The organism is Novosphingobium sp. P6W, assembly GCF_000876675.2.
In the GTDB taxonomy this organism is placed as follows: Bacteria; Pseudomonadota; Alphaproteobacteria; order Sphingomonadales; family Sphingomonadaceae; genus Novosphingobium.
The window spans coordinates 2,567,602-2,594,086 of record NZ_CP030352.1; the positions used below are offsets into that span (position 1 = coordinate 2,567,602).

A 26,485-nucleotide genomic window follows, 5' to 3' on the forward strand; every position below is an offset into this window, starting at 1 on the left:
CACCTCCCCCCTCGTCTGGCACCACCGACGCCATGATCGGCGGCCTGAACGAGCCGCAGCGCGAGGCCGTGCTGACCACCGAAGGTCCGGTGCTGATGCTGGCAGGCGCCGGCACCGGCAAGACCGCCGCGCTGACCACCCGGCTGGCCCATCTGGTGCGCGAGCGCCTTGCCTGGCCCAGCGAAATCCTCTGCGTCACCTTCACCAACCGGGCGGCGCGCGAAATGCGCGAACGCGTCGGCCACATGATCGGCCCGGCGGTTGAGGGAATGCCGTGGCTGGGCACGTTCCATTCGGTCGCCGCCAAGATGCTGCGCCGCCACGCCGAACTGGTCGGCCTGCAGTCGAACTATACGATCATCGACACCGACGACCAGCTGCGCCTCCTCAAGCAGTTGATCGTCGCCGAGAACGTCGACGAAAAGCGCTTCCCGGCCAAGCAGCTCGCCGGCTGCATCGACCGCTGGAAAAACCGCGGCCTGAACCCCGCCGACCTCGACGCGGGCGAGAACGAGGCTTACGCCAACGGCAAGGGCAGGAAGTTCTATCAGCTTTACCAGGACCGCCTGAAGGCCGTGAACGCCTGCGATTTCGGCGACCTGCTCCTGCACATGCTGAACATCCTGCGCACCCACCGCGATGTGCTGGACCAGTACCAGCAGCGCTTCAAATACGTCATGGTGGACGAATATCAGGACACCAATCAGGTCCAGTACCTGTGGCTGCGCCTGATCGCTCAGGGCCGCCAGAACATCTGCGTGGTGGGCGACGACGACCAGTCGATCTATTCGTGGCGCGGCGCCGAAGTGGCCAATATCCTGCGCTTCGAGAAGGACTTTCCCGGCGCCAAGGTCATCAAGCTGGAGCAGAACTACCGCTCCACTCCGCAAATTCTCGCCGCCGCATCGGGCCTTATCGACGAGAACACCCAGCGCCTCGGCAAGACCCTTTGGACCGAGCGGCATGCGGGCGACAAAGTGCGCGTCATCGGCGTCTGGGACGGCCCCGAGGAAGCACGCCGCATCGGTGAGGACATCGAGCGGCTGGAACGCGAAGGCGCCCCGCTGGACCAGGTCGCCATCCTCGTTCGTGCGCAGTACCAGACGCGCGAATTCGAGGACCGCTTCATCTCGATCGGGCTGAAATACCGCATCGTCGGAGGCTTTCGGTTCTACGAACGCGCCGAAATCCGCGATGCGCTGGCGTACCTGCGCGTCATCGCCCAGCCGCAGGACGACCTTGCGTTCGAGCGGATCTACAATGCCCCCAAGCGCGGCCTCGGTGCCAAGGCGCTGGAGGCGCTGCACACCCTGGCCCGCCGCCAGAACATCCCGCTAGCCCGCGCCGCGATCGAGATCGCCGACAGCGACGAACTGCCCGCCCGCCCCCGCAACACCTTCCTTGCCCTGATGCGCGATTTCGCCCGCTGGCGCGACCTGTCCGGCACCGAAAAACCTTCGGACCTGCTGCGCACCGTGATGGACGAATGCGGCTACACCGATGCGCTTCAGGCGGAAAAGAGCGCCGAGGCGACCGGGCGTCTGGAAAACCTTGCCGAACTCGCCCGCGCCATGGAGGAATACGACACCCTCGGCGAATTCCTCGAACACGTCAGCCTCGTCATGGACAACGAGAAATCGGCGGACGACGAGAAGGTCACGATCATGACCATGCACGCGGCCAAGGGCCTGGAATTCGACAACGTGTTCCTGCCCGGCTGGGAGGAAGGCGTGTTCCCCTCGCAGCGCGCGCTCGACGAAGGCGGCCTCGCCAGCCTGGAGGAGGAACGCCGCCTCGCTTACGTCGCGATCACCCGGGCGCGGCGCAAGTGCACGATCGTCCATGCCGCCAACCGGCGCATCTACGGCCAGTGGACCAGTTCGATCCCCTCGCGCTTCATCGCCGAACTGCCTGAGGAACACGTCGACAGCGAAACCACGCTGTCGGGCGGAGCCTCGTTGTGGCGGGCGCAGTGGTCCGAACATGGCGACCCCTTCGCCGAAGTCGCCCGCACCCAGCCCTCGCGCATCGTCACGCGCGGCCCTGGCTGGCAGCGCGCCGCCGCGAAGGAGTTCGACACCAAGCCCAAGCGCGTCGCCGAAAGCACCCGCAGCGCCGCCAGCTTCGCCGCCAAGCCTCGCGGCGACATTTCGGTGGGCGACCGGGTCTTCCATGAGAAGTTCGGCTACGGCAGCGTTGCCGCGCAGGAAGGCAATAAGCTGGAAATCGATTTCGAACATTCCGGCCGCAAGCGAGTGATCGACAGTTTCGTGAAACCGGCCTGAACGCGGGAGACGGCGGCCTCGTGAGAAGCCCCCCCTTTTTCCAATCCCTGTCGCTTGCTTCTGACGGCAAGCTGCCAACGCATTTACCGTCGCCGCGATGACCCCGCGCGCCTCTTCGATTGCCTCGCGCATCCTGCCCTGTACATTAGTTCAACAAGGCAAGATTAACGCGAGAGGTATTGGGAAGTGCTCAAATCAGCAGACGGCGGCCTGCGGCCGGTGCCGTTCCCGATCGAAGATCCCGAACGTATCCCCGTGAAGCGCTACTTCGATGCGGACTTCTATCAGGCGGAGCTGGACCACCTCTGGCCCAACGTCTGGCAGATGGCCTGCCGCGAGGAACAGATCCCCGAAGTGGGCGACTGGATCGAGTACGAGAACGTCGGCAAGTCGGTGATCGTGGTGCGCACAGCCAGCGGCGTGAAGGCCTTTCACAACGCCTGCCGCCACCGCGGCGTGCCCTTTGCCGGCGGCACACCGCTGGGCGCCTCTCACCCGACCGCTCATGGCAACTGCTCGAAGAGCGGTTTCGTCTGCCCGTTCCACGGCTGGCGCTGGAACATGGACGGCGAAAGCACCAAGATCTACGGCAAGCACCTGTTCTCCGAACACCAGATGCAGGATGCCGCCGAACTCAACCTGATCCCCTGCCGCGCCGAGACTTTCATCGGCTGCGTGTGGATCAACCATGACAACGACGCCCTGCCCGTGCGCGAATCGATCGGCCCCCTCGCCGACCGCCTCGATGCCCACAACGTCGACAAGCTGCGCGCCGAATGGTGCTACGCTGCGGTCCTGCCAGCGAACTGGAAGATCGCGATGGAGGCCTTCATGGAAGGCTACCATGTCCAGCAGACCCACCCGCAGCTGCAACACGCCGCGCCGATGATGTATGACAGCATGTACGCCGTCCCGCGCGGCGCTTTCCCGCAAATGGCGATGGACGATCTTTCGCACACCGAGAACCAGGAGCTTCAGGTGAAGTCGATGGCTCTCCTCGGCGAAGGCATGGCGGGCATGATCCACGCTAAGGAAGTCGACATCGCGCGCAACATGATCGGCGTCGAGGAAGGCCTGCCCGAGGACAAAAACCAGGCCATGTTCATGTGGCTGGGCATGGTCATGCACCAGATTTCCGAGCGCCTGAAAGCCGCCGGCGAGCCGATCCCTGACTTGTGCGCGGTAACTCAGTCGCACCCGATCAATGCCGTAGAATTCCTCTTCCCGCATTATTTCCTGCTGCCCTACTTCAGCTCGATGTCGGCCTACCGCATCCGCCCGCTCGGTCCGGAAAGCTGCTTCTTCGAGATCTGGTCGCTGACCTTCTTCCCCGAAGGCCAGGAGCCGGAACCGATCATGGAACCCACCGTGTTGCCTTACGACAGCCCTGAATTCCCTCCGATCCCGCGCCAGGACTATGCAAACATCCCGATCCAGCAGAAGGGTGTTCACGCCAGCGGGTTCGAGTTCATGCGCCTCTCCAGCCAGATCGAAGGCATGATCAGCAACTACCAGCGCATCATCGATGGCTACCTCGCCGGTGCTCCGGCGGAAAAGCTGGCGGCGGCAACGAACAAGCTGGGCGGCAATTTCGACGGAAAGATCGAGGATCTGGGCCTCTGAGCCCCGGCGAGATGGTTTGCGCCGGGGCAAAAAAGGAACTTGCAAGGTCATTCTGATTTTCGAGCATTCCCGGCGCGTTAATACGTGTTATTGCGGTGCGTCGGGCAACCGGAAGATAGGAAGATTAATGAAGTTCAAGAATGCTCTTTTCGCCGTTGGCACGGCGGCCATGCTTGTTGCACCCGTCGCCGCCCAGGCTGGCACCGTTGCATCGGCATCGACCGGCAAGATCGCCAACCTTTCTGGCGTTGGTGAGCGCCGTTCGGCGCCCGTCAAGGCAAAGAACAAGGCAGAGGCCGGCGTGATCGCCCTCGCCGTGCTCGGCGCAGGCGCAGCAACGTACGGCGTCGTGCGCGCTGTCGACGACGACAAGTCGAACGGCAGCTGATAGAATACCCTGCGCTCAATTGAGCCAGCCCGGCCGCGGTAGAGTCAGCTCTGCCGCGGCCGACTGATTCGGGGCTGCCACCTGCCCCGGTGATGCGCTCCGTTACTTGGCTATAGACTGGTGACTACGGCGCGAGCCCTGCTAACGGCCGCGTCCCTTTATCATCGCGTCGCCAGACCACTCTCCGCCGCCGCGCGCGATCAGCGGGAGAAGGATGCTGCCCAGCTCAGATAGGTCGGCCAAGCATCGGGTAGACATATATCTCGATGACGGCGGGCTTGACGGCGACGCGCCTTCTATCGCCGCCGCATGCCGGGCGGCGAAAGCGCCCGCCCGCCCTGCTGGGTCAGTGGATCGCAGACGGCTTCATCGTCTGCGCGGGGCCGGACGGAGGCTTGCCGTAACCGTCAGGCCGGCTCGAACTTCATCGCCGCGCCGTTCATGCAATACCGCAGCCCGGTGGGCTTGGGCCCATCATCGAAAACATGGCCAAGGTGGCCCGCGCAGCGCGCGCAGACGACCTCGGTACGGGTCATGCCGAACTTGCGGTCGGTCTTGGTGGTGATCGCACGGGAATAGTGATCATAGAAGCTGGGCCAGCCAGTCCCGCTGTCGAACTTGGTCGCCGACGCGAATAGAGGCAAGGCGCAGCCCGCGCAAAGGAACCGTCCCTTGCGATGCTCCTTGTTCAGCACACTGGTGAAGGCGCGCTCCGTCCCGCCCTTGCGCAGAATATCGTAAGCCTGCGGCGACAGGCGCTCCCGCCATTGGGCATCGGTCAACTTGAGCGTTCCCGAAGCAGGCGATGCCGCCAGAGCCTCATCCCCGAATGCCCGCCAGCAGAGCGCAGCGACAGCGGCTGAACCGCAAAGGCGCAGGACATCGCGGCGGTGCGAAGACAAAGGCATGGTCGGCTCCTGTAGCTTGGTGGGAGAAGAGCATGACGGGGCCATGACCTTTGGTCACCGGCCCCGCCTGCGCTCCATCAGGGCATCAACACCGTATCGACGACGTGGATCACGCCGTTGGACTGCATGACGTTGGGAATCGTGATCTTGGACTTGCCGCCCTTGGCATCGGTGAGCCACCAAGCACCGGCCTTGTCCTTCCACGCGGTCAGCTTTTCGCCTTCGACGGTGGTCAGTGTGGCCTTGCCGCCGTGCGTCTTGGCATTGGCGGCGATGTCCTTGGCGGTCATCCGGCCGGCGACGACGTGATAGCTGAGGATCTTGGTGAGCATCGCCTTGTTCTCAGGCTTCACCAGCGATTCCACGGTGCCTGCGGGCAGCTTGGCGAACGCGGCATTGGTCGGTGCGAAAACGGTGAAGGGCCCGGGGCCTGACAGCGTTTCGACAAGGCCAGCGGCCTTTACCGCCGCCACGAGCGTGGTGTGGTCCTTGGAGTTGACGGCGTTCTCGACGATGTTCTTCGTCGAATACATCGCAGCGCCGCCAACCATCGGGTTGGAGCCGGCATATACCGACGTGGCGCCGCCCAGTATAAGCGCACTTGCCAGGGCTACGGCGAATGTCCGGGATTGTGCCTTCATGTCTAAGCATCCTTCCATCTCGCACCCCGTTTCGTGGGATGCGACAGAAGATACGAAGATCGGCGCGTGGCGGATGCACCTGGACGTTCAGATAATGGAAAACTTCCCGACCAGCACCGGCGTGGCACTAGGCGCCTTGTGGGGAGCGCTGGCTGCATCCTCCATGGTGATCGCCAGTGTAGCTCCATCGCTCATGAAACGGCGCAGGCCTGCGTCGACCGTAAGTTCGTCGCCATCGGCGCGCACGATACCCAGCGATCGCGGCACGCCGTCCTCGGGGATGATCCATAGCTCGGGGCTCTTCCCGGAACCCAGCAGCGTAGCACCGCCCAGGCGCAGCACGCCCTTCTGCGGATCGTATGCCACTGCCATGGTAACGCCGCCATCGGCGCCGGACAGCTGCGAGACGGCAACGGACGTAGCGGGCGGCACCGCGACGACGGAAGGCGCAGGCGGACGGGTCACAAGGACCAGGGCCAGCCCCGCAGCAATGGCGCCCGATACCAGCGCTCCGCCGCGCCACAGCCTGAGGCTGCGCGGACCAGCGGAGGGTCGTAAAGCCTTCTCCTCGCCAATGCGCGCCTCGACCGCGTTCCAGACACGCGGCGACGGCGGCATCGCAGCCACCGTTCCCAGCAGCGGCGACAGACGGCAGCGCCAGGCTTCCACCTCGACCGCGAAAGCCGGGTCCGACAGCGTCAGGCGCAGCGCCTCGGCGCGGTCTGCGCCTTCGAGAACGCCCAGCGCCAGCTCGGCGGCAAGGGATTCGTGTTCGGAGGAAAGGGGCAGGTCAGGCATCGCCGAGGCACACCTTGAGCTTGAGCATCCCGCGCCTTATCCAGCTCTTGATTGTTCCCAGTGGAGTCTGCAGGTGGTCGGCAAGCTGCTGGTACGTCAGTCCGCTCAGGAACGTGCTGCGGATAGCCTCGGCATGTTGCCGCTCAAGACCATTCAGGCAGGCCAGCAGGCGCAGGCGCTGTTCGTCCTGCATCATCACTTCATCGGCGCGCGGCGTATCGTCGGCCACGGTGTCAAACGCCCCTTCCGGCGCAGCATCGTGACGCAGTTGCGCGCGCCGCCAGTCGATGGCCGCATTGTGCGCGATCGTCGCCAACCAGCTTACCGCGCTTGCCCGCGAAGCATCGAAAGTAGCGGCCCGGCGCCAGATCTTGACGTAAACATCCTGCAAAATGTCCTCCGTAGCTTCCCTGTCACCAGAGATACGAAGGCAAATACCAAATAGTTTCGCCGAAGTCAGATCATAGACCCGGCGCAATGCCAAAACGTCGCCTGCTCCGGCCTCGCCCAAAGCGGCGGCCAGCATCGTTCTCGCATCGTTTGCATTCTGTTCGCCGACATTACCCATTCGATGCCCCAGACCACCCTGACCCTGAATGATTAGCTCAAACCGGCAATCGAACTACTGTTCCAAAGGTGAATCGAATTCCCGAAAGCGCAGGCCGCGAATTTCGGCTTCGAGGCAAGGTCAAATTGGCTGATTTCGAATGCTGACGCCGCCGGCCCGTCAACCCGGCAAAGTGTTCGTCTGGCGCAGAGCTTCGCCAAGTGCGAGCGCCGCCGATGTGGCAAGGTTCATCGAGCGCACCTGCGGCCGCATCGGGATGCGCACCTGTGCATGGCAGCAATCAGCGACAGCGGCGGGCACGCCGGCGCTTTCCTTTCCAAAGAGCAGGATGTCGTCGGCCTCAAAACAAAAATCGTAGGCCGATTCGTGGCTCTTGGTGGTGAACAGCACCAGTCTTCGCGGGCCGATTGCAGCCCGGAACGCGTCGAAGTCGGCATGACGGGCAATGGTGACATGATCGATATAGTCCATCGCAGTGCGGCGAACTCTTCGATCGTCCCATTCGAAACCCATGGGCTCGATAAGATCGACAGCCGCCCCGAAACAAGCACCGAGACGCAGAATGGCGCCAACATTTCCGGCAATTTCAGGTTCAAAAAGAGCGATGCGCATTCGGGCTACTTGGCGCGGGCGAAGTCCCCATGCAAGCCCGCACTACGATCTCGCAGCCGCCCCGACCGAAGCAGCACCAGCACACGGTTATCGACGAAAGAATAGACCGCCGAGTGCATCATATTTCCGCAACTGGCCCGTGCCGGGCCGCGATGACACTGTCCTGCGCGAATTCCCGCATTCCGGTCGAAATGGTATTCGATGAACCTATCGGGCGGCTATTCGTCACTCGCGGTCGTTCCGGCAGACTGCGGCAAAGTAGACTGCCGATGCGCGGCATATGCCTGTCCGGTGTCTCGCCCTGCCTTCAGCCGGTGATATTGTAACCGGCGTCGACGTAGATCGTCTGCCCGGTGACCGTTGGCGAGCGGCCGGAAAGCAGGAACGCGGCCATTTCGCCCACTTGCTCGATGGTCACCAGCTAGTGCATCGGCGCCGTTTCCCCCGCCTTGCGCATTAACGCGTCAAAGTGGTCGAGCCCCGATGCGGCGCGGGTGCGGACGGGGCCGGCAGACAGTGCATTTACGCGGATTCCTGCAGGTCCCAGTTCAGCCGCGAGATAACGCACGCTGGATTCCAGCGCGGCCTTCACCGGCCCCATGATGCCATAGCCCGGCATGACTTTTTCCGAACCGTAGAAGCTCATCGTCAGGATCGCGCCCCCTTGCGTCATCAACGGAGCTGCGCGCGCGGCAAGGCGAATGAGCGAATGGCACGAGATATCCATGGCCGTCGCGAACCCTTGGGCCGAACTGTCGAGTACGCGCCCTTGAATGTCGGCCTTGCGCGCGAAGGCGATCGAGTGGAGCAGGAAGTCGAGGCTGCCCCACTGCGCCGCGATAGTATCGAACAGGGCGTCCACCTGCTCCGGCTGCGTCACGTCGAGCGGCAGGAAGATCGGCGCCTCCACCGCCCTCGCCAATGGCTCGACATGAGGACGGGCCTTGTCGTTGAGGTAGGTCAGGGCCAGCGCCGCGCCTTGCGCGCGCAGCGCCGAGGCGCAGCCCCAGGCGAGCGACTGGTCGTTGGCAAGACCGACGATGAGGCCCTTCATGACAGTGTCTCCAGCAAGTCGCTGGCGTGGATCGCCATCATGCGCTCCTCGTCGGCGGGGATGACAAGGCTTTCCACCGGACCCAGAAAGGCGAGATGTTCGAGGATGCGTGCCCGCAGCGGCGCGGCATTTTCGCCGATCCCGCCGGTGAAGACGATTCCATCGACGCCGCCCAGACTGACCGCCATGGCCGCGGCGAACTGCGCGGCACGGTGGCAGAAGTATTCGAGCGCGAAGGCGGCGCGGGGATCGGCGCTGGCGGACAGGGCGGCGACGTCATTGGTCAGCCCGGACAGTCCCTTCAGCCCTGAATCCTCGTATAGCATCCGGTCGACATGATCGGCATCAAGGCCGAAGCGGCGCATCATGTAAGTCACCGCTCCCGCATCCAGCGCGCCGCTGCGGCTGCCCATCGGCAGGCCGTCTAGCGCGGTCATGCCCATCGTCGTGTCGATGCTGACCCCGCCCCGCATGGCGCACAGGCTTGCCCCGTTGCCGAGATGGGCAGCGATCACGCGGCCCTGTGCAAGGGCGGGGCGTTGCTCGGCCAGCACCCGGGCTATCCATTCATAGGAAATGCCGTGGAAGCCATAGCGCCGCACGCCCGCCTCGCGCATCGCTGCCGGCAGGGCAAAGCTGTGGACCACCGGATCGTGCCCGGCGTGGAAGGCGGTGTCGAAGCAGGCCACGTCATAGGCATCGGGAGCGAGCCGTGCCGAGGCGGCGATCCCTGCAAGGTTATAGGGCTGGTGCAACGGTGCGAGCGTGCAGAGCGCTTCCAGTTCGGCCAGCACATGCGGGGTAACCACCACCGGCGCGGTGAACGCCTGCCCGCCATGGACGATACGATGGGCGAAGGCCTCGATGTGCCAGCCATCGTCATGCGCATCGATGCAGGCGATCACTGCCGCAAGCGCCGCTTCCTGGTCGGCGCCGGGCAGCGGCCGCTCGATCTCCTCGCCGGTTTCGACAACCCTTGCGACCAGCCGGCAATCACCGCCGATGCCGGTTACCTTGCCCGCCATCAGCCGGTCCAGCGAATGCCTGGCGAAAATGCGGAACTTGAGGCTGGAAGAGCCGGTGTTGAGCGTTGCCAGGGCCGCGATCAAAGCGGCGTCCCTGTCCTGCGCGCCGCAGCGCACGAGAAGCCGCAATCGCGACCATTGAAGCCCGCAAGGCTCGTGACGATGGCGCATATGATGAAGCAATGCGCCAGCACGAAGCGGAAGTGGCATCCTATCAGGCAGCCCGGGCCGAGTGGGAGCGCACGAACCCGGCCTGCAAGCGCAAAGACCTGGTTGGTTGCCCGGCGCCCTGACGAGCATAAACATGCGGAAATTGACTATAAGAGGCCGGGTGGCCGCTGTAAAATCCGCTACTGCCGGGTTAGCGATGCCCTACGCGCAGTAATGGCGGGTAAACGACTCTGGGGGGAAGCGTGAGATATTGCAGCATCGTTGTTGCGGGGCTTGCCCTTGTTGCCGGTACTATGCCCGCTGCCGCGCAAGGGGCGAAAGCGAGTTCTCCGCCCGAGTTCGCGCGTCTGATCGAGCAGCTCAAGCCAGGCCAATGGGTCTGGGCGCCCCAGGTGTCTCCCACAGGACCTATTCTGGTCTATGTGGACCTCTCGCGCCAGATCGCGCTCGTCTACCGCAATGGCGTGCGCATCGCCGCGACCACCGTATCGAGCGGCAAGGCCGGCCACGATACGCCAACCGGCGTCTTCACCGTTCTCCAGAAGGACGCAAAGCACAGGTCCAGCACCTACAACAACGCCCCCATGCCCTTTCAGCAGCGACTAACATGGGACGGTGTGGCGCTGCACGCCGGAGGCCTGCCGGGCTATCCTGAAAGCCATGGCTGCGTTCATCTGCCCTATGAGTTCGCGCGCGAACTGTTCGGGATCACCAGCCTGGGCATAACGGTGGTGGTCGACGGCGATGCCGCCAATCACGTGCGTACCAGCGAGAACAGCCTGCTGGCTCCGTTCGACACAAAGGGTCAGTTGCAGGAGGCCCAGCCGCTGCGCGGCGCCGAATACCGCTGGACACCGCAGCTTTCGCCCACCGGGCCGCTCAGCATCATCGTCTCGAAGTCTGACCAGCGCATCGTCGTGGTGCGCGCCGGCGTAGAGATCGGACGCGGTGCAGCGCACATCGACGATGACGACCCCGGTTCGCACGTCATCACGCTGACGACAAGGAACGGCGAACCGCGCTGGGTCTACGTGGGCATGAATGGCCACGCGGAAGACGAAGACAAGGCAGTGGACGAGGCCATCATCAACCGCGTGCGGATGCCGCGCCGGTTCTACGAACTGATCAAGGCGCAGCTCAAGCCCGGAGCAACCATCCTCGTAACCGATTCCCGCGTCGGAGCGGAACCCCTGGAGCGCTTGACGATCATGGATGCGGTAGTACCCCGGCCCTGAAATACCTGACGCTGCCATGTCACGGACTTGAAACGGAGCTAATTGTTCGATGCCATGCTATACAGGTGCGAACAGCAGGGGAGGCACTTAAATGAAGCGTATCACTGTAACTGCGTCCATCATCGCGTTGACTGTCCTGGCGGGCTCGGCGCAGGCGCAGACACCGTCCAGTCTCAATGATCTTGTCGGCGCCCGGGCCGTTGGCGCCGAAGCCCAGATGCAGTCGCGCGGCTACAGCCTCGTAAAGACCGAAAAAGGCGACGACCGCAGCTATACTTATTGGTGGAACGCCTCGACCCGCCAGTGTGTGACTGTCGCGACGATGGAAGGCCGCTATGATTCCATCACGTCCACGCTGGCGCCCGACTGTGGTCAACAGGCAGATCGGCACAGCTCCAACGATAACGGGCGCTATCGCCCGAACCCCGGCTATTCCTACGACAATCCCTCTTCCAATCAGCGTCAATCTCCCAGCTACGTCGAAGATCGCGACCGCGGCGGGGATCGCTATCAGGTAGACGGTCGGGATGTCGATCTGGGCCTGGTGTGCTTCGGTGACGGCCAGCGGCCGGGCTTTGCGACCACCTACGGATATTCCTGGAATAGCCGGACCCGGCGCTACGACTACGGCAACCGGACCGAGATGACCGGACAGCAGTTCGACGCGTCCGTCATGATCCAGCTCTGGCCCGGCGGCGGGCATATCCGCCTTCCCAAGAAACTGGTTCCGCCGATCAACAGCCGAGGCAACGATGGTTGGTGGGATCTGTACGACGTCGAGATGGGCCCTGACGTGATCCGCGCCAAGTACCGGCTCAACGGGCTTAACAAGCCGCTTATCACCATCAACCGGCGCAGCGGGCAGATCAGCATCAAGGGCACCGATCCTTACGCTTTTCGCGGCGGCTGCGACCTGATCGACGGGGAAGATCACCGCCGCTTTTAATCTGTGGCATGCAGGCCCGCTCTGCCGGGCCTGCATCACTTCGGGAGAATGCGCATGAACTGGAAACATGGAACCATCGCTGCGGCCGTCGCAGCCGCAGCGGCGATACCAGCAGTGGCACAGACACCGATCAAAAACGAAAGGGTGCAGTTCCCACGCGGAGCCAGCTCGGCCACCGTGCGCGGAACCATTCGCGGATACGAAACGGTGGATTACATCGTCGGGGCAAGAGCCGGGCAGTCGATGTCCGTCTCGCTCAAGACAACCAGCAAATCCGCCTATTTCAACGTCTTGCCGCCCCGTTCGCAGGAGGCCGTTTTCAACGGTTCCCTTGCCGGCGGTCGGTTCGATGGCCGCCTGCAGTATTCCGGTGATTACCGGGTCCGCGTCTACCTCATGCGCAATGCCGCCAGGCGCGGCGAGCGGGCTATCTACAATCTGACGGTAGCCGTGAACAGCCGACCCGGCGGTGGCCCCGGCAATGGCGGGCCTGGCGCTCCGGGCCCCATCCGCTCGGGCGCCCCTGTCTCGTCGGGGAACATGCCTGCGTTCTGCCGGGGTGAAGCATCGCGCCAGTACGGCGTGCGGCCTGCCTACATCACCACCGGACGCGTCGTAGCCAATCGCGGCGGCAGCGTTATCGACGGATCGGCCGACCAGGGCCGCAACGGCATCAAGCGCTTCCGCTGTCGCTTCGATGGACGTGGGCGCTTCATCGACGTGATGGCGATAAACCGGGACGGCGTTTGAACTGATCCATCCGACTGGTGTCGGCTTGCGTCCTGCCGTCTGCAGGATGGTTTCTCAGCCATTCCAATGCCGTTATTGGAAATGGTGAGCCCTGCTGGGTTCAGCCGAGGCGGGATTTCGGCGCTGGGGAGGTTGGCGTCGGTAGCATCGATTTGATACCCGGCCTGCGGCGTTTCAGAGCGTGCGGTCATGCTGGAACTCCATGGTTGGATTGAAGGTCGGACGGGATCGTTGGGGTGATCATGGCCGGGTAGGGTGTCGGGCATCATGCCATTGATCGTTGGGCAGAAGGCTGTGATGATGGCGGTCTGACGATCTGGAGGATTGATTGGGGTTCGATGATCTCGACGTGTCACTGGTAGAAGCGGCTATCGACAGAGGCTGTGATCGTTGCGGTGCGCGTTTCCACGGCGGGCGCGTGACAGTCCGGGGTGACGAGTTGCTCGGTGTGGAGTGCCGGTCCTGCGTCGATGGAGATGTGCAGGCGATGTCGGGGACCGTGCATTGATCGCTGTCGATCATGATGCCTCTCCTTGTTCCTGCCCGCTTTGCGTCGATGATGTTCCTGAGGAGATCGTCGCGAGGATCAAGGCCTCGGCAGCCGCGCAGGGTACGACGATGACGCAAGAGGAGTTCCTCGCGTGGCTCGACGGGGTCGGCAGAAAAGGACCGGAAGCCCGCTGATGTCAGGCCAGAGGCGGTTTCACCAATGGCAGGTACCGGGTGCCGGTCATCCATAAATACTTGATGATGATGACACCCTTCCTCCGAGCCCTGAATGAGCGCTTGTCGCGGCATAGCCATACCATCGTGATCGTCGATGACGTTTCGATCCGTATGGAAGAGGGTGATTGCCCTGACTATATCGGCGATGAACTCGCCCTGTGGTGCCATCATACGGGCCTGCGCGTATGGCGGATGGAGCGATCCCGGCGAGACGTCGTGCGCTTCGGTTTTGAAAACGCAGACGCAGCGTTGCAGTACCGGGCTCTATGCGGCCTTTTGGCGAGATGATCCTCAGTGGATCGTGGTCCAGCCCGAGGTGTCATCGTCGAGGAACGTGTCCATGCCCTCGCTCTCGACCGCGCGTAGGAATGCGTCGAAGGCGGCTGTGTCGGTTTCGAACGGCTCTTCCCACACGGTAGATGTCCCCTCCACGTTGACCACCTCCAGCGTCCAGCCCGCATCCCCGCCGATTTTAAAAACCGCGACCTGCACGGTGATGCCGTCGCGCCTGAAGGTCTGGGACAGCGAAGATTCGATGATGGGCGGATCGTTGTTGTCGGTCATTTCGCTCTCCGGGATGACGACGACGTTTTAGATCAGGCCGCGAGCGCACGGTAGACAGAGGCTCGTGCGATCTGGAGTTCCCGCGCGATGGCTGCCGGTCCCATGCCGTTCTGGCGAAGCTCCTTGACCCGGTCCGGGTTGATGGTGGGCTTGCGGCCCCGGTACTTGCCTGCGCGCTTGGCCTTCTCGATGCCTTCGCGCTGACGTTCGAGGCGCAGATCGTTCTCGAACATCGCCACAGCACCCAGCACGGAGAGCATGAGCCGCCCGGTCGAGCTATCGGTGTTCACCCCCTGTTGCGCGAGGCATCGGAACTCCACGCCCTTCGAGGTCAGGGTCTCGATGATGCGATGGAGGTCGCCGACGCTTCGAGCCAGACGGTCCAACCGCGTGACGACGAGCGTGTCGCCTTCACGGACGAAGTCGATGGCCATGGCGAGTTGCTCGCGGTCGATGGTGGACCGGCCCGACATCTTCTCCGTGAAGACCTTGTCGCACCCGGCGGCTGCGAGCGCTTCGTTCTGGATGTCGAGGCTCTGCGATGAACTCGAAACGCGTCCGTAACCTACCAGCATCCTATACGAGGCGCTTCGCGGGCGGGGTGATGCGTTGCAAGCGCTGGGGTGAATGGCCGAACTAGCGTTTTTTGCCCGTCCGCTTTGCCGCGTCCCTCACAATAAATACCTGCATAACCTTGAGAGTGCGGCGCGGTGAAACCAGTAAGTGAGATCAGGGCATGGGAGCAAGTCGTAGATAATGGCTGCCGGATCGAGGTCGTAGAAATTCCAGTCGGCACACCCTATCAAGCAACGAGATGGGATTACGATGACCGAGAAATCATGGTCCCGAAATCGTCTGGAAGCTTGTGGATGAGGGTATGCCGGGAAAATAGCGTCGAATTGGTAGCTACTGCGACCTTCGCGGCAGACAAATTCGTCGCCCGGTGCAATTCAGTATTTGTCACCCCCGGCTTCCGGCGAGCGGGCCTCGCGACCTACCTCTATTATCTTGCGTCCGAAAGGTTCGATGCTCGGATCGTTCCATCGAACCTCTTGTTGAAAGACGGCGCAACATTTTGGTCGAACCGCTCGGCCATAGATTTTCGCGATCTGCCTGCGTGAAACGGTCGAGCATGCCGCCCTCTTTGGATTGTTACGAGGACGGCATAATACAGGGACTAAAGTGGCCTCACTGTGTTTCCAATTTGGTTCGCGTCCACTGTCGTTCGAAATGCATACCGAAGCTCCTTCATCGCGCTGGGACAGGCGTTCAGCAAGCGGAACAGCTTCAAGTTGATCTTCAGCAGATGGCGCTTGCCTTGATTGCGTGGTCCCCTGTTACGCCCGCAAGACTGATTGATTTGGTCGATATGGGAAAGGCGGACGAGATCATCCCTGCCCAGCCATGACCCCAACGCCCGCAGTTCCTTGTACTGGACTGGCGGGAACATCGTAACAATCTGGACAATATTTTTGTGGGTCAGATCGTTAATCCCCCGTGCGCTGTGGTGGTTTGTCGCGTTGTCGACATCACTCAGTTTATTGCTGATGATGTGCACGTGAGGCTGATTCTGATATTCGGCAGTCTGCTGGTCGATTGTATTCGCCCGAACTTCACCGGAGACGTAGACATCAACGGGGTCTCGACCGAGGCGAAAGTTAGGGCGGTAGTCAACGAGTTCCAGCGTGGCTTCATCGGGTCGTTCTCCCCCCCCATGATTGATCCCACTGGTGGCACGCTTCATGACCTCACGAACAACGTTGGCGGGAACCGTCTCCGTCGTCGTCATGAGCAGCGTCTGCGCGACACGGTGCTTCCCGTCGTGCCACCAATCACGGGACCGAACATAATACGTCTCGCCGTCGCAGGCATATGGCTGCGGCTTTGGCTTACCGCTTGGATACACCTCGTCGGCTTCACCGCGCAGCGGATACTCGGGCTGAGGATTGTCGCGAACTTGGATAGGTTGAAAGCTGTCGAGACCCGCGCGCATGGCTCGCTGGACCTGAAAGATGTCGAGCCCCGCCGTCCCACTCATCGCCTCAACATGCTTGGCGAACTGATCGCGTTGCCGCGCCGACGACCGGCCAGACCATACCTTCGGAGAGCCGTCACGCAGTTTTTTGAGCCAATCCATCTGCTGTGACGAGAACAGGTCGACGAACATCGGATAAGCGATTTCGTCGACGACCAGCCAGTTCAGACGAGTTGACTCATGCGCCGCCGCCCTGTCGAAATCGGAGGCAAGCGCATGGGGCGAAAGCAGCCATCGGGTCAGCGAGTGATCGCGCCACCGGAAGGCGACTTCGTGCGAAGTGAAGAGAACCACGTTCATGTCGGCCATTTCAGTCATTCTTTCGGTGTGCCAGACGCCCATTTTCTCCAGAATCGCAGGCTGGTCGCGCTCGATCAGCGCCCACAAGTTCTTCACCCTAGCTGCCGCCTTCCCATGCAAGGTGTGAGAACGCGACCGGACAATCCTCTCCCACGAAATGAGCCTTGAGATGGCTCTCGACATGAGCGGTTTGCTCGGAGGAGAGAGGGTGTCGGCGGTATGCGACGCCCGAAGGCTCCAGCTTTTCCCCTGAAGGCATGGGCGTCAAAGGCGTCGGGTAGCGGGTGGACGAAAAAAACAGCGCGTACCCATTCGCGCTTTTCCGCAGCGACACCTTTTCCCAGATGACTAGTTGGTGCACCTTGGCCCCCTTCTTGAGGTCGAACGGGTGTCCGACCTTATCGATTTTTCGAATGCCGTCGGGAGTCCTGCGGAATGCAGTCTGCCAAGCGAGATTGCCGTCCGGATGGACAGCGCGCGAAGGGGCGAGGACGGCCTCTACATCCGCCGCGAGCACATTCCAGTGAGAGTGATGGCCAGCATGCAAGGCGGTGACATGCGGCGCGCCCCCTCGATCAACGAACAGGGCAGTGTCGAAGACCACGTGGATGTGGAAAGACTTGTTCCCGCTCCAGACAACCGAGAGAAGATGGAAGTCCTTGTATTTTAGTCTCAAAATAGCGTGAAGCTTGCCGTAGCGAGACTTCTGAGCTTCCTTGACCGGCAGCGCCCAGCCGATCTGTTCCTCGAAGAATTGAACCGCCCCGGGATTGCCGGAGGCCCGATCTCCTGAGAGAAAGGGTCTACGATGAGCAAGACTACAAACAAGTTTGCGCCTGAGGTTCGTGAGCGAGCGATCCGGATGGTTTTGGATCACGAGGGTGATCATCCTTCCCGCTGGGCGGCAGTCACATCGGTGGCCGAGAAGATCGGCTGCTCCGGCCATACTTTGCTCGAATGGGTAAAGAAGGCCGAGGTGGACAGCGGTAAGCGACGCGGCGTGCCAACGGAAACTGCCGAGAAGCTAAAAGCTTTGGAGCGCGAGGTTCGCGAACTGCGGCAGGCGAATGAGATCCTTCGCAAGGCGTCGGCATATTTTGCCCAGGCGGAGCTCGACCGCCCGTTCAAACGATGATCGATTTTATCGACGAACATCGGGATGCTTATGGGGTCGAGCCGATCTGCCGGGTCCTGCCGATCGCCCCATCAACCTATCATGAGCGTGTCGCCCAGCGCCGGGATCCGGTGCGGCAAACTGCCCGCGTCAAACGCGACAAAGCTCTCAAACCTGAAGTCCTGCGCGTCTTCGCCGAGAACTTCGGGGTGTATGGCGTACGCAAGGTTTGGCGGCAGATGAAGCGCGAAGGTTTCGAGGTGGCGCGCTGCACAGTGGAGCGGCTCATGCGCGATCTGGGCCTGCAAGGGGTGATCCGAGGCAAACCGGTGCGGACCACGATCAGCGACAAGGCGGCATCGTGCCCTCTCGACCAGGTCAATCGCCAGTTCCACGCCCCGGCGCCGAACATGCTCTGGGTTTCCGACTTTACTTATGGTGCGCCTCGTCCCGGATGGTCCGGGGGCGTATGTTGGAATGCAAAGGAGAAAGGAGGAATGAACGACTGCCCTGCCCTCTGCTGTGAGGGGGTATGAGCCCAAGCGGCGGTGACCTGTCGTCAACTGACAGGGTGACGTAGCCCGCAGGTAAAGGGGATTGAGGTGAAGCCGTTACGCCGAGATGGTCCCCGAGGCTGTAGCGCTGGAAGGTTGAGGAACACGAACCGGTTAATCCGCATCCGAGGGCTGAAATGTCGCCTTCGCCTACACGGCTTAACAGGCGGAATGCTGATGATGGCGCCGGATACGTAAGTCGGCGACATCCGACTGCGGTCGTACACGTAGCACGCCCGCATGGAGTCATGGAGAGAACGCAGCCAGGCCATGGCATCGGCATCGACTTGCAGGACGCAAGGACAAGGACTGCGACCGGCAGCCTCCCCAGCGCGTGAAAGTCCAGCATATGAACGAGGGAAGGCATGATGGAATGCCAAGGGAGTTGGCCCCGATGTCCACCATGCTGGCGGAGTCCCCGTAGTAGTCCGCGACAGGGAAAGCCTGTCACATGGCGAAGGGGGACAGTTCAATCCGCTTGAAGTGCAAACTACCTGACCAAACGAGGTGAAGACCTTTGATAATCAGCGAAATGCAGCACAAGCTCGCGACATGGGCCGAGAGCGATCCGAACCGCAGGTTCGATCGTCTCCTCCGGCTCATCGCCGACAGGGCGTGGCTGGCCGAGGCAGCCCGGATCGTGCTGGCGTCAAGTGGCGCCAATACGCCGGGCATCGACGGAATGGACAAGCAGCGGATGCAGGCCGGACTGGCAGAATATCTGGCCAGCCTGCGCACGGACTTGCTGTCGGGGAATTACATCCCGCAGCCGGTCAGGCGAATCTATATCCCGAAAGCCAATGGCAAGAATCGACCTCTGGGTATCCCGACCCTGAAAGACCGCATCATCCAACGTGCGATGCTGATGGCCATGGAGCCGATCTGGGAGAGCGACTTCCATCGCCTCTCCTACGGCTTCCGGCCGGAACGCAGCGTGCATCACGCAGTCCGGACAGTGAAGATCCAGTTGCAGGATGGTGGCGCCGGGACGCGGGGCCGCTGGGTCATCGAAGGTGATCTGGCGAGCTACTTCGACACGGTCCACCATCGGCTTCTTCTTCGCTGTATCCGGCGGCGTATCAGGGATGATCGGTTCGTCGATCTGCTCTGGCGGTTCCTGAAGGCAGGCCACATTGATCGTGGCCTGTTCGTCGCCTCGAGCGAAGGTGTTCCGCAAGGCGGCGTGCTGTCGCCGCTTCTGTCCAACATCATGCTCCATGAGTTCGATGCCTGGCTGGAGGCGAAATACCTCAGCGACAAGGCGCGAAAGGATCGCTGGGCATGGAACTTCGGTATTCAGCAGGGACGCCCCATCACGGTTCGCGAGAACCGGCAATGGAAACCTGCTGTCGCCTACTGCCGCTACGCCGACGACTTCGTCGTCATCGTCAAGGGCACCAAGGCACACGCCGAGGCCATCCGTGATGAATGCCGGACCTTTCTGGAGGGCGGCCTTAAACTGACGTTGAATATGGGCAAGACCCATATCACCCACGTCAATGACGGGTTCGTGTTCCTCGGGCACCGGATCATCCGCAGGCGGGGATCAAGAGGACGCATGTCCGTGGTCTCGACGATACCCAAGGAGAAAGCCGAGACCTTCGCCCACCGATTGATCAAGGCGCTCTCCGGCAATCATGATGTTGCCACGGTGGACATGATCGATCGCCTGAACCGTCAACTGGCGGGATGGGCTGCGTTCTACAAGTTCACCGACTTCACAGCGCGCATATTCCGGCGCATCGACACCGTCGTGTTCTGGAAAATGGCGCACTGGTTGGCGCGGAAATACCGGTCACGCATCAAGCCTCTGATGCGCAAATGGTACCGTGTACCGGACATCGGCCAGTCGAAAACTTGGCTGATTTATGGTCGTAGCAATCAGGGAAAAGCTGTCGGCAAGGCGCTGCGCAGACTGGTCACAAGCCAGAAAATGCAGTTCCGGTGGCGGAACCCGGATCGAAATCCCTATATCTTCCGGGACGAAATCCGAAACACCGTTACCTCCCGCTATCATGACGTCGCCATGGCCATGGGCCAGGGTTGAATGGAGAGCCGTATGCGCTGAAAGGTGCACGTACGGTTCGGGGAGGGGAAGCGCTGATGCGCTTCCTACTCCACTCGCAACTTGGGCGGGCTTCGTCTACGTCGCCTTCGTAATCGACGTCTACGCCCGCTACATCGTTGGATGGCGGGTCAGCCGGACCGCACATGCCAGCTTCGTTCTCGATGCGCTGGAGCAGGCTATCCATGAACGTCGCCCCGTTCACCGAGGCGGGCTCATTCACCATAGCGACCGCGGATCGCAATACGTATCTATTAAGTACACCGAGCGCCTCGCTGAAGCGGGCATCGAACCGTCGGTCGGCAGCGTCGGTGACAGCTACGACAACGCTTTAGCCGAGACAATCAACGGCCTCTACAAAGCTGAGGTAATCCACCGCAGAGGGCCTTGGCGGTCGTTCGAGGCCGTCGAATACGCCACGCTGGAATGGGTCGATTGGTTTAACAACCGGCGGCTCTTGGAGCCCATCGGGAACATCCCGCCGGTCGAAGCCGAGCAACGATATTACGATATGCTGGACGATATCCCAGTGGCAGCTTAATTTAGCTAAAATGGCCTCCGGCAGTCCCGGGGCGGTTCAGGATCGAGTTTTTAAGCTCTTATCCGTGCTCCCGACCAGAGATATCTCGGTGATCACAAAACACCGCACATCATCGACGATGCGAACATCGGCGATGTCAAGTTGGCAGATTTCGTTGAGTCGCAGACCGCTGTAAAGGCCGATCAGAGGTATCCAGAAACGTGTTCCCTTGGGGCGTACGTCTCCCGGCGTGGTGTACCCGTTGCCATCATTCTTGCAGCCTCGATATAACGGCGCGGTGAAGATATGTCGTAACTGCTCATCCGAAAATGGGTGGCGCTTGTCCTGTTTTGCGATGGGATCGGCCAGCCGAAGACCCCGCATATGATTCTTCGTGAGGAACTCCTCCCTGACCGCCCAGTTCAGAACCACGCACACCTTGTTGAGGTAGACGTTGATGTTGGAAGGGCTGATGAGATCAGACCAGCCCTCCGCCCTCGCCCGCTCTGCTGCTTCGCGCGGCGTCAGGTCGGGATACCGCTTCGATGCACTCTTGGGGATGAAGCGGAGCGTTTCCATGAAATCGCGACATGCGGCCCTATTGAGATTTTCCATTAGGGTGTTCGCTCCCATAATGGAGAGGGTCAATCGACGTGCCGTTTCATAGGCCAATCGAGTACGCGGGGACCATTCTCGGGTCGGATCGTCCATAAACCGAGCATAGACCTCGCCCAGAGTGAGGCGGGGGACGACCGGCGCTGACTCAACATCGACCGCAGGTGTGCGCCCAGAAACGGCTCGCACCTCCTCCCGACCATCAACTTCAAATGGTTGAAGCAGCTTCACATCGACCGTCTGCCCCAATTTGCGACCAGCGGATTCGAGCATCGCCTCGATCTCGCTGATAACGGCATGTGAGCGCCGCACGGCCATTCTCAAACTGTCAGTGCCCAGTGTCCGCCAAATTTCGACCTTCCCGATGGTCGTCGTGAGGTCTGCCGGGACATGTTTCCGCACATGGAATACGCCCCGTTTCTCGACCAGCAAATTTCGCCGATACGGTAGACGTTTTGGGTAGACGCGAGTTTGCCGATTTCCCGAATGATTCTCGCTGCTTAAACCAAAATCAGCATTACAAGTTGGGAGACGGTTTCGGGAGACGGCAGGCACTTGAAGCGGTCTGCGTGACAATTTCCCAACGATTTCAGCATCATCCTGAAGGATGGTGAGCCCTGCTGGGTTCGAACCAGCGACCTACTGATTAAAAGTCAGTTGCTCTACCGACTGAGCTAAGGGCCCCGATGCCGCTTGGCGGATCTGGTGGGGGTCACCTAGGGGCCGCGCGCGGCTTGGTCAAGCGGGCACGCAACTGGTTTATGCTAAGACCCGTGAGCGGATCGCGCCAGCGGCCCGCGATCGTCGCGGCGGGGTCGAGGACGAAGCGGCGTTCACGGAAGGAACGGTGCGGAATGACAAGATCTCCGCCCTCGCCCGGCCCGGTGTAGGCGCCGCCGTTCCACAGCACGATATCGAGGTCCAGCACGCGGGCGCCCCAGGCGCCGCCCGTGCGGCGGCGGCCGAAGCGGTGCTCGATCTTGTGCAGCTTGCGCAGCATCTCGCCGGGATCGCGTTTCGAACGGATCAGCGCCGCCGCGTTGGCATAGCGGCGGCGCGAGGGGCCTAGCGGCGGCGTCTCGATCACGCGGGAGGCTGCCAGCAGGTCCAGCTTGCCGTGATCCAGCGCCGCCAGCGCAGCCGCCAGCACCCGGCGCGGCGAGCCGTGGCGCGGATGCCGCATGTTCGAGCCTAGCGCGACGAGGTAGCGATGCTTCGCCACCCGCGTCAGATATCCTGCGCGATGCGGGTGTAGAGCTGCGGGCGGCGGTCGCGGAAGAAACCCATGCCGGCGCGGTGAGTGGCGGCGCAGGCGAGGTCCAGGGTGGCGACCAGCACGCCGGTTTCCTCGCGCCCGAATTCGGCGAGGTAATCGCCCCATTCGTCGGTGATGAAGGAGTGGCCGTAAAACGCCTGCTCGCTGCCGCATTCGGTTTCGGCGCCAATGCGGTTGGCGGCGATCACCGGCATGCAGTTGGACACCGAGTGCCCCACCATCGCGCGGCGCCACATGCGGCTGGTATCGAGCGTGGCGTCATAAGGCTCGGAGCCGATCGCCGTGGGATAGAACAGCAGTTCTGCGCCCATCAGCGCCATCACGCGCGCGCATTCGGGATACCACTGGTCCCAGCACACGCCCACGCCGATGCGGGTTCCGAACAGGTCCCAGACCTTGAACCCATCATTGCCCGGGCGGAAGTAGTACTTTTCCTCATAGCCGGGGCCATCGGGAATGTGGCTCTTGCGGTAGGTGCCGACGATCTGGCCCTCCGCATCGATCATGGCGAGGGTGTTGTAGTAGTGATGCCCGTCCCGCTCGAAGAAGCTGGTTGGGATAGCGATCTTCAGCTTCGCGGCCAGCGCCTGCATGGCGATCACCGAGGGATGCTCGGCGGTGGGGCGGGCCAGCGCGAACAGCGCCTCGTCCTCAACCTTGCAGAAGTAGGGGCCGGAGAACAGTTCGGGCGGCAGCACGATCTGCGCGCCCTTCCCCGCCGCTTCCTCGACCAGCGCGGAAACGGCGGCGATGTTCTCGCCCTCATCAGCTGAGTTCAGCGCAAGCTGGAGCGCGGCGACGGTGATCTGACGGTTCGACATGGGCGCGGCCCCTATCAGTCCCGCTTGCGGAAAAGAAGCGTCATGCGGTCGCTCTCGCCGATCGCGAGGTACTTCGCCTTGTCCTGCTCCTTGAGCGCCAGCGTGGGCGGCAGGGTCCATACGCCGCCGGGCCAGTTCGCCGTGTCCTTGGGGTTGGCGCTGACCTCGGACTTTCCGGCGAGGTCGAAGCCGTTCACTTCCATGAAGCGGATTACGTCCGCCTCGCGCAGGTAGCCCTTCGAGCCATCGGTGTACGAATAGGGCGCATCCGCCTTGGCGCGGTGCTGCTCGATGCCGATCAGGCCGCCCGGCTTGAGCAGGGCGCGCATCGCCTTTATCTCGCTATCGGCGATGTTCCAGTTCAACAGGTTGTGCATCATGCGCGGCACGACGATGACGTCGAAGGTGCCCTTCTCGCCCTCGGGCACGGCGTCCAGCGTGTAGGCGGCGAAGCGCGAGGCATCCATGCCGGTGAACTTGGCGACGTCGGCGGGATAGGCGGCGGCGGCCTTGCGGATGCCGTCCTGCCTCTCGGGCTTGAAGGCGCCGCTGGTGGGGTCGAAGAACAGGCCGACCAGATGGCCCTGCTGGCCCAGGTACAGGCCCAGGAAGCGCGAGTACCACTCTCCGCCCGGCGCATATTCACCCACCTTCATCTGCGGGCCGACGCGGAAGAACGACAGCGTCTCCACCGGATGACGCGCTGCGTCGCGAGCGCGGTCGTCCTTGCGCAGCGGGTTGGAGGCGGCCCGTTCGAGCAGCGCCTCGCAGCCCTTGCACTGCTGGGTCGGCGCGGCCTTGACCGGCGTACCGGTATTGGCGGCGAGCGGCGCGGCGACGAGGCCGAGAAGCGAGGACAGGGTCAACAGGGCGCGGCGCATGAGGCTCTCCATTTGTGGGTCGGGGCGAGACTAGCCACACTCGGGGCAATGACAAGCGGCACCGGCGTACCTATCTAGCGGCCCAGTGCTTCGAATTGAGGACAAGGATCAGATGGAAACGGCAATCGTAGCTGGTGGGTGCTTCTGGTGCACCGAGGCAGTGTTCCGCGACGTGGTCGGGGTGAACAAGGTGGAAAGCGGCTATATCGGCGGCAACGTCGAGAACCCGACCTACAAGGCGGTATGCTCGGGATCGACCGGCCATGCCGAGGCGATCATGGTGGAATTCGATCCCGCCGTGATATCGCTGCCCGAAATATTCGACGTGTTCCTCGGCACGCATGATCCCTCGCAGCTCAACCGCCAGGGCAATGACGTGGGCACCCAGTACCGCTCGGCGATCTTCCCGCTGGACGATGCGCAAACGCAAGAGGCCACCGCCGCCATCGCTCGCTGGGACGGCGAACATCCGGGCGAAAAGGCCGTCACCACCATTGAAGGCCCCGCCCCGTGGTATCCGGCCGAGGACTATCATCAGGAATACTGGGACGGCGAAGGCCAGCGCAACCCCTACTGCCTGGCCGTGATCCCGCCCAAGCTGATGAAGCTGCGCAAGAGCTTCCAGAACAAGGTCAAGGGCTGAGAAACCGTTCGAGAATGGGCTTTGCCCATTCGACCGCACCAGCCCGCTGCCTAATCGTTCACAAATTCTGAACGACATCATCGGTGACTTGCCCGCTGTTCCACCAAGGGACAGCGGGAAAGTCGAACTTCCCAAACGCCCCAGTAACTATACGGAGTTTTTCAACTTAACCATCAATCGAGAAACCGCCTGTGGCCCACATCCGTACCGTCTCGCTGTCCCTGGCCGCCATCGCCGCCGCGCTCGCCGCCAGCCCGGTGCTGGCCGATTCCGATGATCGCCGGAACCGACGTGCTGCGGACATGGAACCTCGTGGTGCTGGGCGACCTCACCTCCTCTTCCGAGGTGGAAGGCCGCACTTTCGTCGGCGGTAACCTGAGCGGCAATTCCTCGAACTACCAGATCCAGCCCATCGCCGCCTCCAGCACCGGCACCCCCGGCCTGACCGTCGTGGGCGACGTGAACGGTGGCCACAAGAACCTCAACAACGGCTCCGGCGCCGTGGTCGGCGGCAGTGTAAACAGCGGCCTCAACCTCAACGGCGCGGCGCAGACGGTGCTGGTCGGTGGATCGATCAGCAATACCAACGTCAACCAGAACACGGTCACCTCTGGCCTTGCCGCCAGCGACCCTTCGTTCAGCCAGAACCTCACCCAGCAGAAAAGCCTCATCGAAACCTCGATGACCGGCCTGAGCCACACCATGAGCACGCAAACGTCGAACAGCGCGCTGACCATCACCGGCAACACTGGCACCTTCAACGCCCAGCCCGATTCCAGCGGCGTGGCCGTGTTCAACATATCCTCCGCCGACCTCGACAAGATCGGCGAGATCAAGTTCAACCTCAACGGCGCCGACACCGCGATCGTCAACGTCTCGGGCGCCTCGATCACGCTGAACGACAACTTCCTCGGCGGCACCCAGAACCTGGGTGAACACGTCATCTGGAACTTCCCCGATGCCAAGGACCTGTCGCTGACCACCGCATGGGGCGGCTCTGTCCTGGCTCCGGGCGCCGCGGCGACGACCGGGAACTACATCCAGGGCTCGGCCGTGTTCGGCAGTCTCGTCCAGAACGGCGAGATGCACATCGGAACCTACACCGGCGGCTACACCGCACCCAGCGATCCGGGCACCTCGACCAGTTCGGGCGGCTCGTCCTCGGGCGGCAGCACTGCGGTGCCGGAGCCGGGCGTGGTTGCGCTGTTCGCTGCGGTGCTGGGCGGGCTGGCGTTCTGGCGTCGCCGGAAGGTCGTTGCAGGTTAAGTTGAGGGTAGAAGCAGGGGAGCATCGCCCCCCTGCACCCCCATTATCGTCGTCGTGGTGCGCGCAGCTTGGTAGTGCGCTCGTTTCGGGGTTCGCCTGCG

General features: G+C 62.3%; 27 protein-coding genes, 1 tRNA gene, 3 pseudogenes and 1 other annotated feature. Of the genes and pseudogenes, 14 read left to right on the forward strand and 17 right to left on the reverse strand.

Annotated elements, in window-relative coordinates; all coding sequences use genetic code 11:
* The first annotated feature begins 32 nt into the window (after window positions 1-32).
* The 3 genes from TQ38_RS12410 (at window position 33) to TQ38_RS12420 (ending at window position 4,296) form a co-directional block, all read left to right on the forward strand.
* Window positions 33-2,285: an ATP-dependent helicase gene (locus tag TQ38_RS12410; RefSeq protein WP_043977478.1), complete on the forward strand. Its 2,253-nt coding sequence runs from the start codon at window positions 33-35 to the stop codon at window positions 2,283-2,285.
* Between the two features lie 186 nt (window positions 2,286-2,471).
* A complete protein-coding gene (locus TQ38_RS12415) occupies window positions 2,472-3,908 on the forward strand; it encodes an SRPBCC family protein (RefSeq protein ID WP_082057809.1) in 1,437 nt (478 codons plus the stop codon).
* A gap of 127 nt (window positions 3,909-4,035) precedes the next feature.
* Window positions 4,036-4,296 carry a hypothetical protein gene (locus TQ38_RS12420; protein ID WP_043977477.1) on the forward strand — a complete coding sequence of 87 codons (261 nt, stop codon included), beginning with the start codon at window positions 4,036-4,038 and terminating at the stop codon, window positions 4,294-4,296.
* 407 nt (window positions 4,297-4,703) lie between these two features.
* Here the strand turns inward: TQ38_RS12420 and msrB are convergent, their stop codons facing one another.
* From msrB to TQ38_RS12465, 7 genes and pseudogenes are all read right to left on the reverse strand, one after another.
* On the reverse strand, window positions 4,704-5,204 hold the full coding sequence (msrB, locus tag TQ38_RS12430) for a peptide-methionine (R)-S-oxide reductase MsrB (RefSeq protein WP_043977476.1): 501 nt from the start codon (window positions 5,202-5,204) through the stop codon (window positions 4,704-4,706).
* Window positions 5,205-5,281: 77 nt separating this feature from the next.
* A complete protein-coding gene (locus TQ38_RS12435) occupies window positions 5,282-5,845 on the reverse strand; it encodes a fasciclin domain-containing protein (RefSeq protein WP_043977474.1) in 564 nt (187 codons plus the stop codon).
* A gap of 87 nt (window positions 5,846-5,932) precedes the next feature.
* Complete coding sequence (locus TQ38_RS12440; RefSeq protein WP_043977472.1) at window positions 5,933-6,643, reverse strand: anti-sigma factor domain-containing protein; 711 nt, start codon at window positions 6,641-6,643, stop codon at window positions 5,933-5,935.
* Window positions 6,636-7,211, reverse strand: a complete 576-nt coding sequence (locus TQ38_RS12445; RefSeq protein ID WP_043977470.1) for a sigma-70 family RNA polymerase sigma factor — start codon at window positions 7,209-7,211, stop codon at window positions 6,636-6,638. Before TQ38_RS12445 ends, TQ38_RS12440 begins: the two co-directional genes overlap by 8 nt.
* A gap of 159 nt (window positions 7,212-7,370) precedes the next feature.
* Window positions 7,371-7,823 (reverse strand): tRNA (cytidine(34)-2'-O)-methyltransferase, encoded by a 453-nt coding sequence (locus TQ38_RS12450; protein WP_043977468.1) that lies wholly within the window; start codon window positions 7,821-7,823, stop codon window positions 7,371-7,373.
* Between the two features lie 307 nt (window positions 7,824-8,130).
* Window positions 8,131-8,877: pseudogene (gene fabI / locus TQ38_RS12460) on the reverse strand (enoyl-ACP reductase FabI).
* Complete coding sequence (locus TQ38_RS12465) at window positions 8,874-9,986, reverse strand: acetate/propionate family kinase (protein WP_043977617.1); 1,113 nt, start codon at window positions 9,984-9,986, stop codon at window positions 8,874-8,876. The pseudogene fabI and the gene TQ38_RS12465 overlap by 4 nt, the downstream one beginning before the upstream one ends.
* Window positions 9,987-10,315: 329 nt before the next feature.
* Between TQ38_RS12465 and TQ38_RS12470 the strand changes: the two genes are divergently transcribed.
* The 3 genes from TQ38_RS12470 (at window position 10,316) to TQ38_RS12480 (ending at window position 13,004) form a co-directional block, all read left to right on the forward strand.
* A complete protein-coding gene (locus TQ38_RS12470; RefSeq protein ID WP_043977465.1) occupies window positions 10,316-11,308 on the forward strand; it encodes a L,D-transpeptidase in 993 nt (330 codons plus the stop codon).
* A gap of 91 nt (window positions 11,309-11,399) precedes the next feature.
* Entirely contained in the window at window positions 11,400-12,254 is an 855-nt protein-coding gene (locus TQ38_RS12475; RefSeq protein ID WP_043977463.1) for a hypothetical protein, read from the forward strand.
* Window positions 12,255-12,308: 54 nt separating this feature from the next.
* Window positions 12,309-13,004 (forward strand): hypothetical protein, encoded by a 696-nt coding sequence (locus TQ38_RS12480; RefSeq protein ID WP_043977460.1) that lies wholly within the window; start codon window positions 12,309-12,311, stop codon window positions 13,002-13,004.
* A 352-nt stretch (window positions 13,005-13,356) separates the two neighbouring features.
* On the opposite strand, the gene TQ38_RS29960 is transcribed toward TQ38_RS12480, so the two are convergent.
* Window positions 13,357-13,509, reverse strand: coding sequence for a hypothetical protein (locus tag TQ38_RS29960; RefSeq protein WP_162792242.1), 153 nt, complete (start codon window positions 13,507-13,509; stop codon window positions 13,357-13,359).
* Here TQ38_RS29960 and TQ38_RS29965 point away from each other — a divergent pair.
* Window positions 13,509-13,688 carry a hypothetical protein gene (locus TQ38_RS29965; protein WP_162792243.1) on the forward strand — a complete coding sequence of 60 codons (180 nt, stop codon included), beginning with the start codon at window positions 13,509-13,511 and terminating at the stop codon, window positions 13,686-13,688. The genes TQ38_RS29960 and TQ38_RS29965 overlap by 1 nt on opposite strands.
* 39 nt (window positions 13,689-13,727) lie before the next feature.
* On the forward strand, window positions 13,728-14,018 hold the full coding sequence (locus TQ38_RS12485) for a hypothetical protein (protein ID WP_043977457.1): 291 nt from the start codon (window positions 13,728-13,730) through the stop codon (window positions 14,016-14,018).
* A 3-nt stretch (window positions 14,019-14,021) separates the two neighbouring features.
* On the opposite strand, the gene TQ38_RS12490 is transcribed toward TQ38_RS12485, so the two are convergent.
* On the reverse strand, window positions 14,022-14,294 hold the full coding sequence (locus TQ38_RS12490; protein ID WP_043977454.1) for a hypothetical protein: 273 nt from the start codon (window positions 14,292-14,294) through the stop codon (window positions 14,022-14,024).
* Window positions 14,295-14,326: 32 nt separating this feature from the next.
* Window positions 14,327-14,869, reverse strand: a complete 543-nt coding sequence (locus TQ38_RS12495; protein WP_043977451.1) for a recombinase family protein — start codon at window positions 14,867-14,869, stop codon at window positions 14,327-14,329.
* Between the two features lie 264 nt (window positions 14,870-15,133).
* Here TQ38_RS12495 and TQ38_RS31450 point away from each other — a divergent pair, with 264 nt between their 5' ends.
* The gene (locus TQ38_RS31450) at window positions 15,134-15,415 is read left to right on the forward strand and encodes a hypothetical protein (RefSeq protein ID WP_370059801.1); all 282 of its coding nucleotides are present in this window, start codon (window positions 15,134-15,136) and stop codon (window positions 15,413-15,415) included.
* 56 nt (window positions 15,416-15,471) lie between these two features.
* Here TQ38_RS31450 and TQ38_RS12505 read toward each other — a convergent pair whose 3' ends face one another.
* Complete coding sequence (locus tag TQ38_RS12505) at window positions 15,472-16,716, reverse strand: hypothetical protein (RefSeq protein WP_162792244.1); 1,245 nt, start codon at window positions 16,714-16,716, stop codon at window positions 15,472-15,474.
* Between the two features lie 10 nt (window positions 16,717-16,726).
* Complete coding sequence (locus TQ38_RS12510; protein WP_162792177.1) at window positions 16,727-17,518, reverse strand: hypothetical protein; 792 nt, start codon at window positions 17,516-17,518, stop codon at window positions 16,727-16,729.
* Between TQ38_RS12510 and TQ38_RS12515 the strand changes: the two are divergent.
* From TQ38_RS12515 to TQ38_RS12525, 3 genes and pseudogenes are all read left to right on the forward strand, one after another.
* Window positions 17,438-18,213, forward strand: a pseudogene (locus TQ38_RS12515) (IS3 family transposase); the annotation flags it as partial. The gene TQ38_RS12510 and the pseudogene TQ38_RS12515 overlap by 81 nt on opposite strands.
* Window positions 17,719-17,835, forward strand: a sequence feature (AL1L pseudoknot). It overlaps the preceding pseudogene by 117 nt.
* A 601-nt stretch (window positions 18,214-18,814) precedes the next feature.
* Window positions 18,815-20,344, forward strand: coding sequence for a group II intron reverse transcriptase/maturase (gene ltrA, locus TQ38_RS12520; protein ID WP_205316031.1), 1,530 nt, complete (start codon window positions 18,815-18,817; stop codon window positions 20,342-20,344).
* Complete coding sequence (locus tag TQ38_RS12525; RefSeq protein WP_370059772.1) at window positions 20,313-20,903, forward strand: IS3 family transposase; 591 nt, start codon at window positions 20,313-20,315, stop codon at window positions 20,901-20,903. The genes ltrA and TQ38_RS12525 overlap by 32 nt, the downstream gene beginning before the upstream one ends.
* Window positions 20,904-20,939: 36 nt before the next feature.
* Here the strand turns inward: TQ38_RS12525 and TQ38_RS12530 are convergent, their stop codons facing one another.
* From TQ38_RS12530 to TQ38_RS12550, 5 genes are all read right to left on the reverse strand, one after another.
* On the reverse strand, window positions 20,940-22,052 hold the full coding sequence (locus tag TQ38_RS12530; protein ID WP_370059773.1) for a DUF6538 domain-containing protein: 1,113 nt from the start codon (window positions 22,050-22,052) through the stop codon (window positions 20,940-20,942).
* A gap of 53 nt (window positions 22,053-22,105) precedes the next feature.
* Window positions 22,106-22,181 (reverse strand) — tRNA-Lys (locus tag TQ38_RS12535).
* Window positions 22,182-22,209: 28 nt separating this feature from the next.
* Window positions 22,210-22,719 (reverse strand): 2-amino-4-hydroxy-6-hydroxymethyldihydropteridine diphosphokinase, encoded by a 510-nt coding sequence (gene folK, locus TQ38_RS12540; RefSeq protein WP_043970842.1) that lies wholly within the window; start codon window positions 22,717-22,719, stop codon window positions 22,210-22,212.
* Window positions 22,720-22,724: 5 nt separating this feature from the next.
* Window positions 22,725-23,594 (reverse strand): N-carbamoylputrescine amidase, encoded by an 870-nt coding sequence (gene aguB / locus TQ38_RS12545; RefSeq protein WP_043970844.1) that lies wholly within the window; start codon window positions 23,592-23,594, stop codon window positions 22,725-22,727.
* A gap of 14 nt (window positions 23,595-23,608) precedes the next feature.
* Window positions 23,609-24,475, reverse strand: coding sequence for a class I SAM-dependent methyltransferase (locus TQ38_RS12550; protein WP_043970846.1), 867 nt, complete (start codon window positions 24,473-24,475; stop codon window positions 23,609-23,611).
* 112 nt (window positions 24,476-24,587) lie between these two features.
* Here TQ38_RS12550 and msrA point away from each other — a divergent pair, with 112 nt between their 5' ends.
* Both msrA and TQ38_RS12560 read left to right on the forward strand, forming a co-directional pair.
* Complete coding sequence (msrA, locus tag TQ38_RS12555; protein ID WP_043970848.1) at window positions 24,588-25,118, forward strand: peptide-methionine (S)-S-oxide reductase MsrA; 531 nt, start codon at window positions 24,588-24,590, stop codon at window positions 25,116-25,118.
* Between the two features lie 200 nt (window positions 25,119-25,318).
* Window positions 25,319-26,384: pseudogene (locus TQ38_RS12560) on the forward strand (choice-of-anchor A family protein).
* The last annotated feature ends 101 nt before the right edge of the window (window positions 26,385-26,485 follow it).

Coding starts and splice junctions, on each gene's coding strand:
- TQ38_RS12480 (WP_043977460.1), top strand. CDS start 12,309: ATGAACTGGAAACATGGAACCATCGCTGCGGCCGTCGCAGCCGCAGCG.
- msrA (WP_043970848.1), top strand. CDS start 24,588: ATGGAAACGGCAATCGTAGCTGGTGGGTGCTTCTGGTGCACCGAGGCA.
- TQ38_RS12475 (WP_043977463.1), top strand. CDS start 11,400: ATGAAGCGTATCACTGTAACTGCGTCCATCATCGCGTTGACTGTCCTG.
- msrB (WP_043977476.1), bottom strand. CDS start 5,204: ATGCCTTTGTCTTCGCACCGCCGCGATGTCCTGCGCCTTTGCGGTTCA.
- TQ38_RS12410 (WP_043977478.1), top strand. CDS start 33: ATGATCGGCGGCCTGAACGAGCCGCAGCGCGAGGCCGTGCTGACCACC.
- TQ38_RS12490 (WP_043977454.1), bottom strand. CDS start 14,294: ATGACCGACAACAACGATCCGCCCATCATCGAATCTTCGCTGTCCCAG.
- TQ38_RS12525 (WP_370059772.1), top strand. CDS start 20,313: ATGACGTCGCCATGGCCATGGGCCAGGGTTGAATGGAGAGCCGTATGC.
- TQ38_RS12445 (WP_043977470.1), bottom strand. CDS start 7,211: ATGGGTAATGTCGGCGAACAGAATGCAAACGATGCGAGAACGATGCTG.
- TQ38_RS31450 (WP_370059801.1), top strand. CDS start 15,134: ATGGTCCCGAAATCGTCTGGAAGCTTGTGGATGAGGGTATGCCGGGAA.
- TQ38_RS12435 (WP_043977474.1), bottom strand. CDS start 5,845: ATGAAGGCACAATCCCGGACATTCGCCGTAGCCCTGGCAAGTGCGCTT.
- TQ38_RS12510 (WP_162792177.1), bottom strand. CDS start 17,518: ATGATCACCCTCGTGATCCAAAACCATCCGGATCGCTCGCTCACGAAC.
- TQ38_RS12550 (WP_043970846.1), bottom strand. CDS start 24,475: ATGCGCCGCGCCCTGTTGACCCTGTCCTCGCTTCTCGGCCTCGTCGCC.
- TQ38_RS12420 (WP_043977477.1), top strand. CDS start 4,036: ATGAAGTTCAAGAATGCTCTTTTCGCCGTTGGCACGGCGGCCATGCTT.
- TQ38_RS29960 (WP_162792242.1), bottom strand. CDS start 13,509: ATGCACGGTCCCCGACATCGCCTGCACATCTCCATCGACGCAGGACCG.
- aguB (WP_043970844.1), bottom strand. CDS start 23,594: ATGTCGAACCGTCAGATCACCGTCGCCGCGCTCCAGCTTGCGCTGAAC.
- TQ38_RS12495 (WP_043977451.1), bottom strand. CDS start 14,869: ATGCTGGTAGGTTACGGACGCGTTTCGAGTTCATCGCAGAGCCTCGAC.
- TQ38_RS12450 (WP_043977468.1), bottom strand. CDS start 7,823: ATGCGCATCGCTCTTTTTGAACCTGAAATTGCCGGAAATGTTGGCGCC.
- TQ38_RS12440 (WP_043977472.1), bottom strand. CDS start 6,643: ATGCCTGACCTGCCCCTTTCCTCCGAACACGAATCCCTTGCCGCCGAG.